This is a genomic window from Granulicella tundricola MP5ACTX9, from assembly GCF_000178975.2.
GTDB lineage: Bacteria > Acidobacteriota > Terriglobia > Terriglobales > Acidobacteriaceae > Edaphobacter > Edaphobacter tundricola.
Genome location: NC_015064.1, coordinates 3,243,465 through 3,260,046, shown reverse-complemented (window position 1 = coordinate 3,260,046; position 16,582 = coordinate 3,243,465). Strand labels below are relative to the sequence as shown.

The 16,582-nt window shown below is 62.9% G+C and carries 13 protein-coding genes; 9 read left to right on the top strand and 4 right to left on the bottom strand.

The window, feature by feature from the left end; translation table 11 throughout:
* Positions 1-11: 11 nt before the first annotated feature.
* Positions 12-578 (bottom strand): DUF4136 domain-containing protein, encoded by a 567-nt coding sequence (locus ACIX9_RS13955; protein ID WP_013581135.1) that lies wholly within the window; start codon positions 576-578, stop codon positions 12-14.
* A 92-nt stretch (positions 579-670) separates the two neighbouring features.
* Positions 671-1,615: an alpha/beta hydrolase gene (locus ACIX9_RS13950; RefSeq protein ID WP_013581134.1), complete on the bottom strand. Its 945-nt coding sequence runs from the start codon at positions 1,613-1,615 to the stop codon at positions 671-673.
* Positions 1,616-1,676: 61 nt separating this feature from the next.
* On the opposite strand from ACIX9_RS13950, the gene ACIX9_RS13945 reads away from it, so the two are divergent.
* The 4 genes from ACIX9_RS13945 to pyk all read left to right on the top strand — a co-directional run bounded on the left by ACIX9_RS13945 (position 1,677) and on the right by pyk (position 5,979).
* Positions 1,677-2,831, top strand: a complete 1,155-nt coding sequence (locus ACIX9_RS13945) for a VWA domain-containing protein (RefSeq protein WP_013581133.1) — start codon at positions 1,677-1,679, stop codon at positions 2,829-2,831.
* 88 nt (positions 2,832-2,919) lie between these two features.
* The gene (locus ACIX9_RS13940) at positions 2,920-3,405 is read left to right on the top strand and encodes a thioredoxin family protein (RefSeq protein ID WP_013581132.1); all 486 of its coding nucleotides are present in this window, start codon (positions 2,920-2,922) and stop codon (positions 3,403-3,405) included.
* Between the two features lie 20 nt (positions 3,406-3,425).
* Entirely contained in the window at positions 3,426-4,343 is a 918-nt protein-coding gene (locus tag ACIX9_RS13935) for a YihY/virulence factor BrkB family protein (protein WP_013581131.1), read from the top strand.
* Positions 4,344-4,530: 187 nt separating this feature from the next.
* On the top strand, positions 4,531-5,979 hold the full coding sequence (gene pyk, locus ACIX9_RS13930; protein ID WP_013581130.1) for a pyruvate kinase: 1,449 nt from the start codon (positions 4,531-4,533) through the stop codon (positions 5,977-5,979).
* 87 nt (positions 5,980-6,066) lie between these two features.
* On the opposite strand, the gene ACIX9_RS13925 is transcribed toward pyk, so the two are convergent.
* Complete coding sequence (locus ACIX9_RS13925; protein WP_013581129.1) at positions 6,067-6,561, bottom strand: Uma2 family endonuclease; 495 nt, start codon at positions 6,559-6,561, stop codon at positions 6,067-6,069.
* A gap of 114 nt (positions 6,562-6,675) precedes the next feature.
* Between ACIX9_RS13925 and mutL the strand changes: the two genes are divergently transcribed.
* From mutL to ACIX9_RS13905, 4 genes are all read left to right on the top strand, one after another.
* Entirely contained in the window at positions 6,676-8,655 is a 1,980-nt protein-coding gene (gene mutL, locus ACIX9_RS13920; RefSeq protein ID WP_013581128.1) for a DNA mismatch repair endonuclease MutL, read from the top strand.
* Positions 8,656-9,108: 453 nt separating this feature from the next.
* The gene (locus ACIX9_RS23890; protein ID WP_013581127.1) at positions 9,109-11,388 is read left to right on the top strand and encodes a hypothetical protein; all 2,280 of its coding nucleotides are present in this window, start codon (positions 9,109-9,111) and stop codon (positions 11,386-11,388) included.
* Positions 11,389-11,392: 4 nt separating this feature from the next.
* Positions 11,393-12,118: a (d)CMP kinase gene (cmk, locus tag ACIX9_RS13910; RefSeq protein WP_013581126.1), complete on the top strand. Its 726-nt coding sequence runs from the start codon at positions 11,393-11,395 to the stop codon at positions 12,116-12,118.
* Positions 12,119-12,294: 176 nt separating this feature from the next.
* Positions 12,295-12,495: a cold-shock protein gene (locus tag ACIX9_RS13905; RefSeq protein ID WP_013581125.1), complete on the top strand. Its 201-nt coding sequence runs from the start codon at positions 12,295-12,297 to the stop codon at positions 12,493-12,495.
* Positions 12,496-12,595: 100 nt separating this feature from the next.
* Here the strand turns inward: ACIX9_RS13905 and ACIX9_RS13900 are convergent, their stop codons facing one another.
* The gene (locus tag ACIX9_RS13900; protein ID WP_013581124.1) at positions 12,596-13,504 is read right to left on the bottom strand and encodes a hypothetical protein; all 909 of its coding nucleotides are present in this window, start codon (positions 13,502-13,504) and stop codon (positions 12,596-12,598) included.
* A gap of 160 nt (positions 13,505-13,664) precedes the next feature.
* Here ACIX9_RS13900 and ACIX9_RS13895 point away from each other — a divergent pair, with 160 nt between their 5' ends.
* The gene (locus tag ACIX9_RS13895) at positions 13,665-16,187 is read left to right on the top strand and encodes a 2-oxoglutarate dehydrogenase E1 component (RefSeq protein WP_013581123.1); all 2,523 of its coding nucleotides are present in this window, start codon (positions 13,665-13,667) and stop codon (positions 16,185-16,187) included.
* The last annotated feature ends 395 nt before the right edge of the window (positions 16,188-16,582 follow it).

The following is a 16,582-nucleotide window of genomic DNA, read 5'->3' as shown; positions in this document are numbered from 1 at the left end:
TGCGCCTTGTCCTACCCCTGCGTCTTGGGCGGAAACCCATTCAGCATGTGGTCGATATCCTTATCCAGCTTCTTCGTATTCTTGTCACCCTTATTCGATAGCTGCGAGTCAGCCTTCCCACGCCAGATCAACTGGTGCGTATGGGCGTCGTACATATCCATCATCAGCGTGCCAACTGTAATCTTCTCTACGCTCGTGGACGAGTACCCCGGCCCTCCCCAGCGTCCGCCACCCCAGCCACCCCACCCGCCCCAGCCAAAACCACCGCCGCCCAACCCGTCATAGAACGTGTTGTACTGCTTCTCATCCTTAGAGTTTTCTACCGCCGTGATCATCACATCGCCGCCTGAAGGCACCATCGTCCATCCCGCCTGTGCCAGGTCCTTGGTCACCTCAGCCTGAATGCGCGTGTCGAAGAACGGGTCCGAAGACTGAACCTTGTAAAACGAGAACGTCTTATAGCTCCGAAAGTTCGCATTGTGGTCATAGTCCGTACTCACATCGGCCGCAAACGCCGCAGCCGCACAACCCATCACGCAGCCCAAAGCCGCCATCCGTACTGTCTTGATCGAAAACATGGGGAAACCTCCTGTTGCAACCAGGTAAGACGGCATCTTCCCCGGAAAGGGTTCCAGCCGGATGCCACCTTCCCCAGTGCAACCTTCTCAGGTCATCTCCCGTCCGAAATCCAACCATTCTGCCGCATCCAGTTCTCCAGTAGCAACGGCCAGACTGCCAGTTCCTTCAACTCCGGCTTCAAAGTCTGCGCCATTCCCGTCCCATGCGGCCCAAGCTGAAAGATATGCAACTCCACCGGCACGCCAGCCCTCTTCAAAGCCTCATAAAACACTGAAGCATTCAACGGATCCACCGACATATCCCCACCCGTCGAGTAGATAAAGCTGGGCGAAGCATCCTTCGTCACATGCTTCCCCGGATCGATAGCATCGATAATCTCCTGCGTAGGCTTAGGCCCAATCAGGTCCTCCATAGACCCATTTCGAGGCACATCCGCGCTCATTGTCAGCCGCGCATAGCTCAAAATCGCAAAGTCCGGCCGAGAACTCACCCGCTCCACCGCTTCGCCAGCCGCAGCCTTGCCCGCATCGTGAATCGCCGCCAGATACCCCGCCATATGGCCACCAGCCGAGAACCCCCAAACCCCAATCGCATCCGCCTTCACGCCCAGCTTCGAAGCGTTCGCCCGCACATACCGAACCGCCCGGGCCCCATCCAGCAAAGGTGCGGGGTACAGATACTTAGGAAACAGTCGATACTCCAGAACGTAAGCAGAAACCCCACGTTCATTGAGCCACCGAGCCTCCACCGCTCCTTCCTTCTCCATCACCAGGTGGTTATACCCACCGCCCGGCATCACGATCACCGCCGCATGAGGACCCGCCCCCGGCGCAGGATAGCTGAACAGCTCCGGCACATCCCCTTCATCCGTCCCACGAGCCAGCGGAGCCCCACCCGGCCACAGCACGATCGCCTCCGCAAACCCCTTTGGCGGCTCCGTCGCCACAGCCTTCATCTCAGCCTGACCCGCGCTGAATCTCCACCCGCAAACCATCGTCAAACCAGCCAGAACGAGCGTACGAACCTGAATCTTCATAGGCCAGAATCTTACCGTTGCGCAGGTGAGTCTGTCCTCGCGAACGCTCGTCTAATCGCACATGAGCATCTCTCGCACCTCTGGCGCACTGGCCCTCTTCGCACTCTCCTGCGTCCTCTCCGCCCAGCAGCCAGACGCCAAAATCCCTGATAAATCAGACAAATCAGACAAATCGATAGAAAAGCCCACCACCCTGACCATGGGCACGAACCTCGTCAACCTCCCCGTCGTCGTCCGCGATAAGAAGGGAGCGCTCATCCAGACCCTCACCAAGGACGACTTCGTCCTCCAGGTTGACGGCAAGCCCCAGCAGATCCGCTACTTCGACCGCGACGCCGACCTTCCCCTCACCCTCGGCCTCCTCGTCGACACCAGCCAGAGCCAGCGCGCCGCCCTTGACGACGAACGCGCCGCCAGCACCACCTTCCTCGACCAGATGCTCAAAGGCAAGCAGGACAAAGCCTTCGTCATCCAATTCGCCCACGAGACCGAACTCCTCCAGGACCTCACCGACTCCCGCCCCAAGCTCCAGGCCGCCCTCAAGGATCTCGATTCCAGCCCCCAGCGCTCCTCAGACTCAAGCGACTCTGACGGACACCGTGATCGTGGCGGCACCGTCCTCTACGACGCCGCCTTCCTGGCCGCGGATGAGATCCTCAGCAAGCCCAAGGGCCGCAAAGCCATCATCCTCCTCACTGATGGCGACGACCGCGGCAGCAAGGAAACCATCACCAAGGCCATTGAAGCCGCCCAGCGCGCCGACACCACCGTCTACGCAATCTACTTCAAGGGCGAAGAGCACCACGACAACAACAACAACGGGGGCAACAATCGCGGTGGCCGAGGCGGCGGCTTTCCCGGCGGTGGTGGCGGCGGAATGGGCTGGCCCGGCGGTGGAGGAGGAGGTCGTGGCGGCGGCAACGGCGGCGGCCAGCAAGGCGGCGGACGCGGTGGAGAGCAGCACCAGGACGGCAAAAAGATCCTCGCCCGCATGACCTCAGAGACCGGAGGCCGCCTATTCGAGGTCTCCAAAAAAGACACCGTCGCCGACATCTACAAGCAGATCGGCGAGGAACTTCGCGCCCAGTACCGTCTCGGCTACACCCCGGACGCGGACCACTCCGCGGAGGGCTACCACCAGATCGACCTCACCCTCAAAGACCCCAAGGCTAAACTCACCATCCAGACCCGCGATGGCTACTACACCGGCAAGTAACCTTTCCGCCTCTGCTGAATCGAACTCCCAGCGCGCTCATCTAGAATGAATACGCCGCTTTTATTTCGTTTGGCAGAGGACGCCCTCCATGAAGCACCTGAGCACATTCGCATCCCTCGCACTCGCCCTGACCCTTACCGCGATCCCCACCTTCCGCGCGCAGGCCCAGGCACCCGGCCGCCGGCACATCTACTCTGAGACCGCAAACCCCGTCGCCGACGTCAACGCCGCCATCGCCAAGGCCAAAGCCGAGCACAAGCGCGTCCTCATCGACGCAGGTGGCGACTGGTGCGGCGACTGCCAGGTTCTCGACATCTACTTCCGCCAGCAGCCCAACGAGGCCCTGCTCGATAAGAACTTCGTCGTCGTCCACATCTACACGGACAGCGAGCTCGGCGTGAACAAGGCCGCCGCCGCCAAATACGGCATCCCCATCAACAAAGGAGTGCCCGCCCTCTCCGTCCTGGACGGCAACGGCAAGATCATCCACTCCCAGCAGACCGGCGAGTTCAACGATATGCGCCACATGGATTCGCCCTCCGTCACCGAGTTTCTGAACCATTGGAAGGGCTGACCCTGTAAGCTGGGCAGACCATGCACGATACGCTCTCCGGGGCCATCAACCGAGCTAAACCGGCAGTCCGCATCCCGGGAATGATCCAGCGCGCACTCTTTGACGCGCTGGCGCATGACTGTCTCAACCTCGGCCAGTCCGCCGCCTACTCGGCCATGGTCTCGCTCTTCCCGGCGATGATCGTCACCGCGGCCATCATCGCTCTGCTGCCGGACACCGCCCCGCTCCGCTCCCAGGTCGGCGATTTCTTCGACCAGGTCCTCCCCGCCGACGTCCTCCCCCTGCTCACCAGCTACTTCGTCGCCTCCCCAGGCGCGAGCCCCCACACCATCCGGGCCCTCATCCTGGCCGCCTTCGTCAGCTTCACCGGAGCCTCCAGCGTCATCGCCACGCTCATGGAAGGCATCGCCCGAGCCAACGGCCTTCCCCGAGATTGCTGGACCTTCGGGCAGCGCCGTATGCGCGCCTTCCTCCTCGTCCCCATCTCGCTGATTCCCCTCGTTCTGGCCACGATCCTCGTCGTCTTCGGCCAGTTCTTCAGCATCTGGCTCGCCCTGCATCTCGCACCCTTCATCCGGCCCACCTTCTACGCCATCGCACTCGCCGTCCGCTGGATCGTCTCGCTCGCCGGCGTCGTCGGCCTCACCGCCCTGATCTACCACCTGGGCACCCCGCTCAAGCAGCACTGGCGCAGAACCCTTCCCGGAGCCATCGCCGCCACCGCCATCTGGTTCGTCTCCACCCTCGCCTTCGGCTGGTACGTCACCCGCTTCGCCAACTACGGACAGGTCTACGGCTCCCTCGGCGCAGGCATCGCGCTCCTCTTCTGGCTTTACATCGTCTTCCTCAGCGTGCTCGTCGGGGCGGAGTTCAACTCGCACTTTTACCAGCACTTCCCACCGCCCGACGCACCCCTCCCCCCAGCACCATCCAGGTGACATACGCGTGATTCACATAGCGATGAAGGCAAACGTTCTTCCAGCCATTTAGAATGACCTTCGCGACTCATTTCAATTGGTAAAGCGGCCCCCGGCCTCATCGCCGGCACGGCCGTAGAAAGATCCTGGCATCCGACTCATGACGACATCGACTTCAAAGACCTCTCCGGAAGCATTCTTCTCCTCCATGGATCGCATTCGCCGCGCCAAGATCGTCGCCACCCTCGGACCTGCTTCCAGCACCCCAGAAACCTTCCGCGCCCTCGTCCGCGCCGGCCTCGACGTCGCCCGCCTCAACTTCTCCCACGGCTCCCACGCCCAGAAGTCTGAACTCATCAAGATGGTTCGCCAGGTCGCCCGCGAAGAAAACAAACCCATCTGCATCCTCGCCGACCTCCAGGGCCCCAAGATCCGCACCGGCAAGCTCGTCGATCACAAGCCCGTCCAACTCGTCGCCGGCGAGCGCCTCATCATCACCCCGCACGAGATGCAGGGCACCGCAGCCAAGGTCAGCACCACCTTCACCACCCTCGCTGAAAACCTCGAGCCCGGCTCCCGCATCCTCCTCTCGGACGGCCTCATCGAACTCCGCGTCGAACGCGTAGACGGTGTAGACGTCGTCTGCGAGATCGTCAACGGCGGCACCCTCGGTGAAAACAAGGGCATCAACCTCCCCGGAATCGCCGTCAACGTCCCCTCCCTGACTGAAAAGGACGAGGAAGACCTCATCTTCTGTATCGGAGAAAACGTCGACACCGTCGCCGTCTCCTTCGTGCGCACCGCAGACGACGTCCGCCACGTCAAATCCCGCCTCGTCGCCCTCAACTCCGACGCATGGATCATCGCCAAGCTGGAAAAGCCCCAGGCCATCGAGCACCTCGACTCCATCCTCGAAGTCGCCGACTGCATCATGGTCGCGCGCGGAGATCTCGGCGTCGAAGTCCCGCCCGAGAAGGTCCCCGCCATCCAGAAGCACATCATCAAGCGTGCAGCCGAGTACCGCAAGCCCGTCATCACCGCCACCCAGATGCTGGAGTCGATGATCGACAACCCCCGCCCCACCCGCGCCGAAGCCTCAGACGTCGCCAACGCCATCTACGACGGCTCTGACGCCGTCATGCTCTCAGCCGAGTCCGCCGCCGGCAAGTACCCCGTCGAATCCGTCGCCATGATGGCCAAGATCGTCATTGAGACCGAGCACCAGATCCGCATGGACCCACCTCCCCGCCAGCACGGCCGCCGCGCCGCCAAGCTCTCCGTCGCCGAAACCATCTGCGAGTCCATGGCCCACGCCGCCGAGGACCTCGACATCGCCGCCATCGCCATCTTCACCGAGTCCGGCCAGACCGCACGCCTGCTCTCCAAGTACCGCCCCGAGCCCCCCATCTTCGCCCTCTCGCCCTTTGAGAAGGTCATCAACCGCACCATGCTCCTCTGGGGCACCTACCCCATCCTCTGCGAGCGCTTCGAAGACTCCGACGCCCTCGTCACCATGGCTGAGCAGGTACTCGAAAAGCGCGGCTACGTTCAGTCCCGCAACATCCTCGGCGTAGTAGCCGGCACCCGCATCTCCTCCGGAGCCACCAACTTCATGCGCCTCCACACCGTAGGAGACACCGGAGCCGAAAAGCTTTAGACCACCCGGGTGCCCCCCATGATCACCGAACGGAGCGCAAGCGAAGGAAGGTTATCGTGGGGTTCGTCTCTACAATGCTTTTAGGGCCTAACCTTTGCTCTGATCCAGCCGAGCAAACAACTCCTTCAGCTCCACATAAATCGGCGTCCCCGCCACCTCAAGCCGCTCCGCACCGATCCACTCCTCACCCCGGCAAACCCGCCCACTCCGCGTCTTCGGGTCGACGATCCAGACCGTCTCCACACCCATCGCCTGGTAGTCCCGAGACCGCTCCTGCAGATCCCAATAGCTATCCCCGGGCGAAAGAATCTCAATCACCAGCAGCGGCGGCTCCGTGAGAATATCCGGTTGCACCCTTGGCCTAAGCACGACCAAATCCGGCACCCGAACCCTGCTTGAGGAAGTTTTCACTCGGAGCGAGATGCAGCCGATAACATTCCACTCGTTTTCATGGCCACCAATCCATGAAGCCATCAGTGCCAGCGACCTCGCATGCAGCCACTCTCCCACGTTCCGTCCTCGAAGCTCGCCATCCACATACTCACAATCGGGACGATAGCTTGTAGCCAGGTATTCGGACATTGAGACTTGTGCCGCACTTGCCATGCACAAGAGTGTACGCCTTATCCGCCCTGATCCATTCCGATCCCTCTTATCCTCGTTACGCCGTTTTCCTCCCCATCTACAATCGTCCTCATGGGCCGCATCCGCATCCTCTCAGACCAGGTCGCCAATCAGATCGCCGCTGGTGAGGTCGTCGAGCGTCCCGCATCCGTCGTAAAAGAACTCCTTGAAAACTCCCTGGACGCCGGAGCCACCCGCATCCGCATTGAGGTCGAAGCCGGCGGCCGCAAGCTCATCCGCATCGTCGATAACGGTCACGGCATGGGCAAGGACGACGCACTCCTCGCCTTCGAGCGGCACGCCACCTCCAAGCTCCGCACCTCGGACGACCTCCTCTCCATCGCCACCCTCGGCTTCCGCGGCGAAGCCCTGCCATCCATCGCCTCAGTCGCCCGCCTGAGCCTCGAAACCCGCGCAGCAGAAGACGACTCCGGCACCCACATAGAAATAGCCGGCGGCAACATCCTCACCGTCGAAGACGCGGGTCTCCCCATCGGCACCACCATCGCCATCCGCGATCTCTTCTTCAACACCCCCGCCCGCCGCAAATTCCTCAAGTCCGAGTCCACCGAGCTCTCCCACATCGCAGCCCTCGTCACCCACTACGCCTTGGCCCACTTCAACCGCCACTTTGAGCTCCACAGCACCACCCAAGCCTTACTGGTAGCCCCCGCCGTAGCCTCCGCCGGCGACCGTCTCTTCCAGATCTTCGGCCGCGACACCGCCGCCCTCATGATCCCCACCACCGCCGAGATGGACTTCACCCGCGCCGGCCTCCCCGAGCCCCCGCCCTGGAAGCGTGAACTCGACTACGAAGCCCCCGACCCCGGCTTCCTCCGCATCAGCGGCTTCGTCTCCAAACCGGAGCTCCAAAAGCTCAACCGCAACTCCGTCTACGTCTTCGTCAACCAGCGCCTCATCCGTGACCGCCTCGTCCTCCACGCCCTCACCGAGGCCTACCGCAACATCATCCCGCCATCCAGCTTCCCCGTCGTCCTCCTCTTCCTGGAGATGCCTCCGCATGAGGTCGACGTCAACGTCCACCCCGCCAAGACCGAGGTCCGCTTCCGCCAGCCCGCCTTCGTCCATGACTTCATCCGCGATACCGTCCGCACCACCCTCATGCAGGCCCGCCCCGCGGCGTCCTTTGCCTCAGCACTAAACGGCGCCCCCTATAACGACGCCCACTCCAGCCTCCTCATCGACGTAAGCCCACTCCCCGGCGCACCTTCAGACCCCGTCTTCGATCCCCGCCGCGCCCCCGAAGGCTTCCCCCAGTCCGACCACGACCCCAGCCACGAAGATTCCGCCCCATTCTTCCTCGCACCCATCCCCGTCCCTGAATCCCCCGGCCGCCTGGACTTCTCCGCCGCCGCAACCCTCGCCGTAGGCTACGAGCAGGAAGCCGCACATGCTCCTGAGCAAGTCGACTACGGCAAAGACCGAGTCATCGAAAACCCGTCCCTCTACTCCCTCTCCACTCTCAAGCCCCTCGGCCAGATCCGCGACTCCTTCATCCTCGCCGTCAACGACGAAGGCCTCTGGATCGTCGATCAGCACGTAGCCCACGAGCGCATTCTCTTTGAAAAGATCCTCCGCGAGCGCAACACAGAGCAGATCCAGCGCCAGCGCCTCCTCATGCCTCTCCTCATAGACCTCATGCCGGACCAGATGGTCGCCTTCGCCCGCATCGCGGAGGAGCTAGAACGCCAGGGCTTTGAAGCCGAGCCCTTCGGCCCCCGCACCCTCGCCGTCAAGTCCGCGCCCGTAGGCCTTGAAGGCCGAGAGCTCGAACAAATGATCGAAGACCTCCTCTCGGTAGAAGACCGCATCGGCCAGACAGAAAACGCCGACACCCGCGCCCGCCGAATCGCCGCCAGCATGGCCTGCCACGCCGCCGTCAAGATCAACATGCCGCTCGAGCGCTCCAAAATCGACTGGCTCCTCGCCGAACTAGGCAAAACCGAATACCCCACCAGCTGCCCCCACGGCCGCCCCATAGCCCTCCGTTACTCCCACAAAGAGATCGAAAAAGCCTTCCAGCGCACCTGATCTTTCCTCTTAGTTCGTCATTTCCTTCAAGTTTCCTCATTCCCTTTTAGTCTCGTCATTTCCTCATAGTTCGTCATTCTGAGCGAAGCTCAGAACCTCCGTATTGGTTCTTGCCTTTGCTGTTGCCGTTGTACGTTGTACGCCGTCATTCTGAGCGAAGTGAAGAACCCCTGTATTGGCTGTCGCTTTTGCCGTTGTTTGTTCTTGCCGTTGTTTGTTTCAAGTCGTCATTCTGAGCGAAGCTCAGAACCTCCGTATTGGCTTCTGTCGTTGCCGTGCCTTTTGTTTGTCATTCCCAAACAGAATCTCTCTTACCTTGCCAAGCCATCAGGTAAACTCATAACAGAACCAAAAAGACACTCTCCCAAAAGATGTCTCTCTTTGAAAATCTAACGTCCCACCCCAGACGCATCCAAGCTAAACAGCCGGATCGCTCTCCAGAAAGGCACCACCTTGAATCCCACCAACACCGCTCCCACGGCCGACCAACTCTCCGCCGCCCGCCTCACCCACTGGCACCAGGACGCCACCCCCCTCCTCACCATCGAAGGTCTCCGTGAGTGGATCACACGCTCCGGCCTCGTCCTCTACGCCTCCCGCGCCGCCCAGCTTCCATCGCCCGCGCCCTCATTGGTTGAAGCCACCCTCGGCATCCCCAGCACCGACCCCACCTTAGAAGCACAGACCTCAGCAAAATCCCTCCTCGCCCGCCTCATCGCGGAGGGCTCAGCCGTGCCCCTCAACCTCCTCGGAGCCACCGGCGGCGTCGGAACCGACACCCCGGACTTCGTCTGCTCGGCCGCAGTCTTCTCCTTCATCTTCACCCTCCGTGGCAACAAGGCCTGGAAGCAGTCGCCCGTCACCTCCGGCCCCGTCAAGGTCTCGCCCCTCGCCCTCGCGGCGTATGAGATCCTCGCCGCCAAAGTAACGCTCAACGTCTCGGAGCTCACCGCGCAGCTCGGCAAGGAAGTCACAGAATCCGCTGTCCTGCGGTCGCTCACGGAACTCTGGTCGCAACTCCGCGTTCTCCCCGTACCCCAGCAGGACGGCTCACCCACCCTCTGGGAGCTCGCCAGCGCACGCTTCACCAAGCAGATCAAAGCCGGCGCGAACGCAGGACAGCCAACCGCTCTCAGCGCCCTCATCAGCCTCTATCTCGGCCAGGCCGTCTGCGCCACGGAAGAAGAGGTTGAGACCTTCCTCTCGCCCCTCGCGCCCCGTTCGCGCCTCCGCGATGTCACCCACGCCCTGCTCGCCGCACGTCAGCTTGAGTCCCTCGTCATCGACGGCAAGACCCTCCTCCACGTCATGGGCGATTCACCCGCCTTCGTCGCAGTAGCCGTCCCCGAAGAATCGGAAGAGGCCACCGACTCCGAAGCCGCAGTCGAAGGCGATCCGGACGCACCCCGCATCCGCAAGTTCACCCCTAATCCCGCCAGCAAGATCGGCACCGGCCTGCGCTCACGCCCCAGCTTCGGCGACCGCAAGCCCGCCTTCGGCGCACGCTCCGGCAAACCCTCCTTCGGCAGCAAGCCCGCCTTCGGCTCCGGCGACCGCGAACGCCGCCCCTTCGTCAAACGCGATGACGACCGTGGCGCACGCCCCACCTTCAACAAGCCCTGGGACGAGGATCGTTCCGCACGCACCCCCCGCCCCGATTCCGGTTCAGCCGATCAGGGAACTGACGCCCCCCGCACCTTCACCCCCCGTCCCTCGCGCCCCTTCGGCGACCGCCCCAGCGCAGGCGCAGGCCGTCCCGGCGGCTTCCAGAAGCGCAGCTTCGGCGGAGATCGTGAAGGCGGCCCGCGCAAAACCTTCTCCAAGCCCGGCACCTTCGGCCGCAAGCGTGAAGGCGGCTTCGACAGCAAGCCCAGCTTCGGCGGCGACTCCCGCCCCCCGCGCCGCGACTTCGGCGACAGCCCCCGCCCCTCCTTCTCGGATCGCCCATCGTTCTCTGACCGTGGCGATCGTGGCGAGCGTCCTGCAGCAGGCGGCTTCAAACGCCCCGGCTCCTACTCCCCCCGCCCATCCTTCGGCGGCAAACCCAGCTTCGGCGGCCCCCGTGAGGATCGCGGCGAGCGTCCATCCGGCGGAGGCTTCGCTCCCCGCAAGCCCTTCACCCCACGCGAAGGCGGCGGCGGCAGCTTCGACCGCCCATCCCGCCCCAGCTTCGGTGACCGCCCCAGCTACGACCGCAAGCCGTCCTTCCCCCGCAACGAGCAGTCCGGCGGCGGCAGCGGCGAAGCCCCCCGCAAGGTCTTCCGCAAGTTCGATGCCCCCCGCACGCCCAAACCCTTCGGCTCCAAGCCCGCCTTCGGCGCACGCCCCAGCTTCGGCTCGAAGCCCGCATTCGGTGGCCCTCGCCCGGATCGTGGTGACCGCGGAGACCGTGGTGATCGCGGCGAACGCCCATCCTCAGGCGGCTTCGCTCGCAAGCCCTTCACCCCGCGCGAAGGTGGCAGCTCCGACCGCCCATACACCCCACGCCCCGCGGGCACCTTTGACCGTCCCCGCCCCAGCTTCGGCGACCGCAAACCCAGCTTCGGCGGCGGTGGCGGCAGACCGAGCGGCGGCAAGTCCTTCGGCGACCGCAAACCATCCTCCTTCGCAGGCAAAGGCGGCCCCTTCGCCAAGTTCGCTGACGGCAAGAAGCCCTTCCGCAAGCCCGGCCCCGGCAAACCGTCCTCCGGCGGTTTCAACCCCACCCGCCGCCAGCGCCCAGACAGCAACTAACTAAATGACTACCCCCCCACCCAACCCAACCCCCCGCCAGCAGCCCGTCATCGCAATCGACGGGCCTGCTGGCGCCGGCAAGTCCACCCTCGCCGCCCATCTCGCGCGCCGTTTCGGCTTCCTCAACCTGGAAACCGGAGCCATGTACCGCGCCCTGGCCTACAAAGCCATCGACTCCGACCTCGATCTCGACGACGAAGTCCAGCTCCTCGCCCTCACCCCCCACACCACCATCGCCCTCGAGCCCACCCGCGAAGGAAACCGCGTCCTCCTCGACGGCCGCGACGTCTCCCGCCGCATCCGTGACGCCGACGTCACCGCAGCCGCCTCCCGCCTCTCCGTCCACCCGCGCGTCCGCGTCTGGATGGTCGCCCAGCAGCGAGCCCTCGGCATCCAGGGCGGAGTCGTCATGGAAGGCCGCGACATCGGCACCGCCGTCTTCCCCGACGCAGAGGTCAAGATCTTCCTCGACGCCGACCCCAACGTCCGCGGCACCCGCCGCTTCCGCCAAGTCGCACCCGACCAGCACGAAGTCGCCCCCGTCACCGAGGCCGCCGTCCTTGCCGAGATGCGCGCCCGCGACGACCGCGACCGCAACCGCGCCGAGTCTCCCCTCAAGCCCGCGCCCGACGCCATTCTCCTCGACTCCACCAGCATGAGCCTCGACGAGGTCCTCGCACGCTCAGAAGAGATCGTCCGCGCCCACCTCCCCCCCACCGAAAACATCTAGCTGCACCACTTCCTGTGCAGTCAAAAGAAAACCCTCTTTTTCCACAAATCCACTTGATTTTCGTGCTAACCTTTGGTCATCCTTTGAAACAGATTGGTTTTTCTGAAGCTGTACGGTCGAACCCCAGTTTGTTTTAGCGGCAAATTCAACAAAGCACCAAAAGGGAAAGAACTAACATGGAACAGGGAACAGTGAAGTGGTTTAACGATGCCAAGGGGTTTGGCTTCATCAGCCGTCAGAACGGCGAGGATGTATTCGTACACTACTCGGCGATCAACTCGAACGGCTTCAAGAGCCTCCAAGAGGGTCAGGCTGTGCAGTTCAACGTGGTCAAGGGACCGAAGGGCTGGCAGGCGTCTGACGTTCAGCCTCTCTAATCGATAACCACCCGCTCCCGCCGCAACACCCAAGCGAGACGCACAAACAAGATCTAGGATGGGGACGGCTCAGGCTGTCCCCATTCCACGTTAGCCCCAGCTACTGCGGCGACGGCACCGCAGGAACCTCCGCAACCCCAGGCAATATCGTAGAAGTCGCCTTGAACTTCCGATACCCATCATCCTCCACCGCCAGCCGCCCCTTCAAACTGAACAGCAGCATCGCCCGAGCCTCGCCATCTCCGGTAATCCTCTTCGGCAGCCAGACCTCGTCGTTCACCTTCACGTTCGTCACGGAAAACTTCGTGTCCTTCTTGACGTTGAAAAGCAGCCCTCCACCCACCTTGAAGTTATTCACAAAATGCCCGTCAATCCTCACGATCGCGCGATCCGCCTCATCCACCCAGATCGTCCCCACCATCTCGTGAATCGCGTTCTCCCCCACGTTCCGCGTCTTCGCCTTCGGGTTCCCCACAAAGTCCACCATGATCGTATCCCGCCCGTTCACGCTCTCCCGCCGTTCATTGCCAAAGCTCCCCAGCTCCAGCATCCGTGACACCGTCACCTCCTCATTCCCATGCGAGTCGGTCTCTTTCCCACTTGCATCCCCCTTAGCCCGCCGCTCCTTCGCCTTCGCCACCTCCTTATCGATCCGTTCACTCTCCTTCTTCGCCTGGTCCCCCGTCAGCTCCTTCCCATCCTTGCTCACCACCCGCCGCACCCGAACCCCCTCCAGCCAGAAGATATCCGCAACCTCCGCCTGCGTCTTCTTCACCCCGCCATGCCCGTCCAGGTCGTCCATCCGTACACTCTGCCGATACAGATAGTCCTTCTCCCGCAGCTCCGCCGCCCTCTGCTGCACCTCCACCGCATGCATCAGCCCTGTAATCTCCGGTAGATCAGGCGTTGCCTTGGCCGCACCCACATCCTGCCCAAGCCCCACACCCACGGCCAACCCCGCCGCCAACCCCACCTCACCAACCCATCCCAGCCTGCCGATACTAACCATGCAGATGCACCCTTGTTACGCTTGTGCGGTTATCGTTCACGAAAGATGCAGACCGTCTATCAATGGGTCTAGCATACCAAGTGACGCGAACTTCACCTTCGCCCCGCACCATCCGGCATCGAGCGCCCGCCCCAGGCGCACATTCAGGACTGAGGATTCAATGGCCACCAAGCTGAAAAAAGCCCCCGAACCGACCCAACCCAACACCACTGCAAACCCAGAGCGCCGCGAGTACACCTTCGACATCTTCCGCCGCTGGGGTTATCTCCAGACCTCCCTCGACCCCCTCGGCCAGTACCTCCCCGGCGAGCCCTTCCCGGTCCCCGTCCCGGAAGACCCAGACTCCGTCCAGGCCGCCGCAGAGGCCCGCAAGTTCTATTGCGGCACCATCGCAGCCGAGTTCATGCACATCCCCAGCCCGGAAAAGCGCCAGTGGATTCAGGACCAGTTAGAGCGCGAAGCTCCGCCCGTAGACCAGAAGGGCATGCTCACAGACCTCATCAAGGCAGACTTGTTTGAGCAGGTCATCCAGTCCCGATACCTCGGCACCAAGCGCTTCTCGCTCGAAGGCCTCACCGTCCTCATCCCCTTCCTTAATCACACGTTCGAAATCTCCGCCAACCACGGCGTAACCCGCAGCGTCTTCGGCATGAGCCATCGCGGCCGCCTCAACGTCATGACCAACATCGTCGGACGCAACGCCACCGATATCTTCGCGCGCTTTGAAGACGTCGATCCCCGCTCCACCATGGGCGGCGGAGACGTCAAGTACCACCAGGGAGCCACCGGAGAGTTCATCTCGCCCAACGGCAAAAAGGTAGCCCTCCACCTCGTCTCAAACCCCAGCCACCTTGAGGCCGTCGATCCCGTAGCCCTCGGCCGCGCCCGCGCCCGTCAGGCCCGTCTCCTCGCGGAAGGCGCAGCCAACGCCAAAGAGCAGATTCTCCCCCTCATCATCCACGGCGACGCAGCCTTCGCCGGTCAGGGCATCCTTGCCGAGTCCCTCAACATGGCCGTCCTCCACGGTTACAACGTCGGTGGCACCATCCACGTCATCGTCAATAACCTCCTCGGCTTCACCGCCGTCCCGGAGGAATCCAACTCCTCCCGCTTCGCCACGGACATCGCCAAGCGCCTGCCCATCCCCATCTTCCACGTCAACGCGGAAGATCCTGACGCCGTCCTGCGCGTAGCCGCCATCGCAGCCGAGTACCGCCACAAATTCAAGTCGGACGTCGTCGTCGATCTCATCGGCTACCGCCGCCACGGCCACTCTGAAGTCGATGACCCCACCGTCACCTCGCCCAAGCGCTACGCCCTCATCAAGGATCTGCCGGAGCTCTACAAGACCTACGCCAAGCGCATTGGAGTCGATCCCACGGAAGAAGCCGCAAAGATCCAGCAGCACTTCCTGGAAGAGCAGAAGCTAGCCACCAAGGCTGAAAGCAAGACCGATCTCGCCGTCCTCCCCCACTACTGGGACAACTACAAGGGCGGCAGCCTCTCGGAAGCGGACGCCGCTCTCAAGACCGGGATCGACGCAGCCCAGGTGACCTCGCTCACCAAGGCTCTCTGCGCCTACCCGGAGACCTTCCACATCCATCCCAAGGTCAAAAAGCTCTATGAGCAGCGCCTTGAGATGGCAGAGGATAAGCGCCAGTTTGACTACGGCATGGCGGAGCTCCTCGCCTTCGCATCCCTCGTCTCCGCAGGTACGCCCGTAAGACTCACCGGCCAGGACTCCCAGCGCGGCACCTTCAACCAGCGCCACTCCGCCCTCACGGACACAGAGACGGAAACCAAGTACATCCCGCTGGAGCACATCACCCCCAACCAGGCTCGCTTTGAGGTCTATAACACCCTCCTCTCAGAAGCCGCGGTCCTCGGATACGAGTACGGCTACTCCCGCGACTACCCCGAAGCTCTCGTCCTCTGGGAGGCCCAGTTCGGCGACTTCGCCAACGGCGCCCAGATCATCGTCGACCAGTTCATCTCCGCCGGCGAAGCCAAATGGCATCTCCTCTCTGGCCTCGTCATGCTCCTCCCCCACGGCTATGAAGGTCAGGGCCCGGAGCACTCCAGCGCCCGTATCGAGCGTTACCTCCAGCTCTGCGCCCAGGACAACATGGTCATCGCCCAGCCCAGCACCGCCGCGCAGCACTTCCACCTGCTTCGCCGCCAGGCCCTGCGCTCATGGCGCAAGCCGTTGATCGTCTTCACGCCCAAGTCCATGCTCCGCCACCCGGACGCATCCTCCACGGTCGCGGACTTCGGCGGAACCTTCCAGAACGTCCTTCCGGACAATGGGGTCCAGAACCCCCGCCGCATCCTCCTCTGCTCCGGCAAGATCGGCCACAACCTCCGTGTAGAGCGTGAGAAGCGCCAAAAAGCAGGACACGACGCCAACGTAGCCATCGTATTCCTGGAGCAGCTCTACCCCTGGCCTGAGGCCGAAGTCCAGGCCGCCCTGGACCAGCATCGCAACGCCGAAGTCGTCTACGTCCAGGAGGAGCCCGCCAACATGGGAGCCCGTTCCTACGTCATGCCCCACCTCCGCCGCATGTCCCGCGACCGCGCCATCGTCAACGTAACCCGCTCCGCCGGAGCCAGCCCCGCCACCGGCAGCGCCAAAGCCCACGACCTCGAAGAGCGCGCCCTGATAGACATGGCCTTCGGCGTCTAGCAAACTCCACCCACCCCTCCCCTCTTCGGTAGAAGCACGACCGGGTGCCCCACGTCCCGCCTCTGGGACGTGGGTAGGACCACCTCGAACCCTCACGGGAGTTTCGTGTGCACCATCCTCATCGCGGCTTCATGCGATTAGGGTGGGCCTCGTTTGCGGAAGCAAACGACCGCCTTCTTCCAACCCACCAATCATCTTCAAAGGGCCAAAGGCCCGAAACATATCAGCCTGGGCCGAAGGCCCAGGTCAACGCTTTTCCCACTACCGGCAACCCCAATCCCAACAACCACTTACAACTACTTTTCTAAAAAGCACCAGCAAACTCACGTGTCAAGCCCCCTGCGCCCAAAAAATCCGCCTAACCCTAACCAGATCAACAACATACCCTCAAAAAA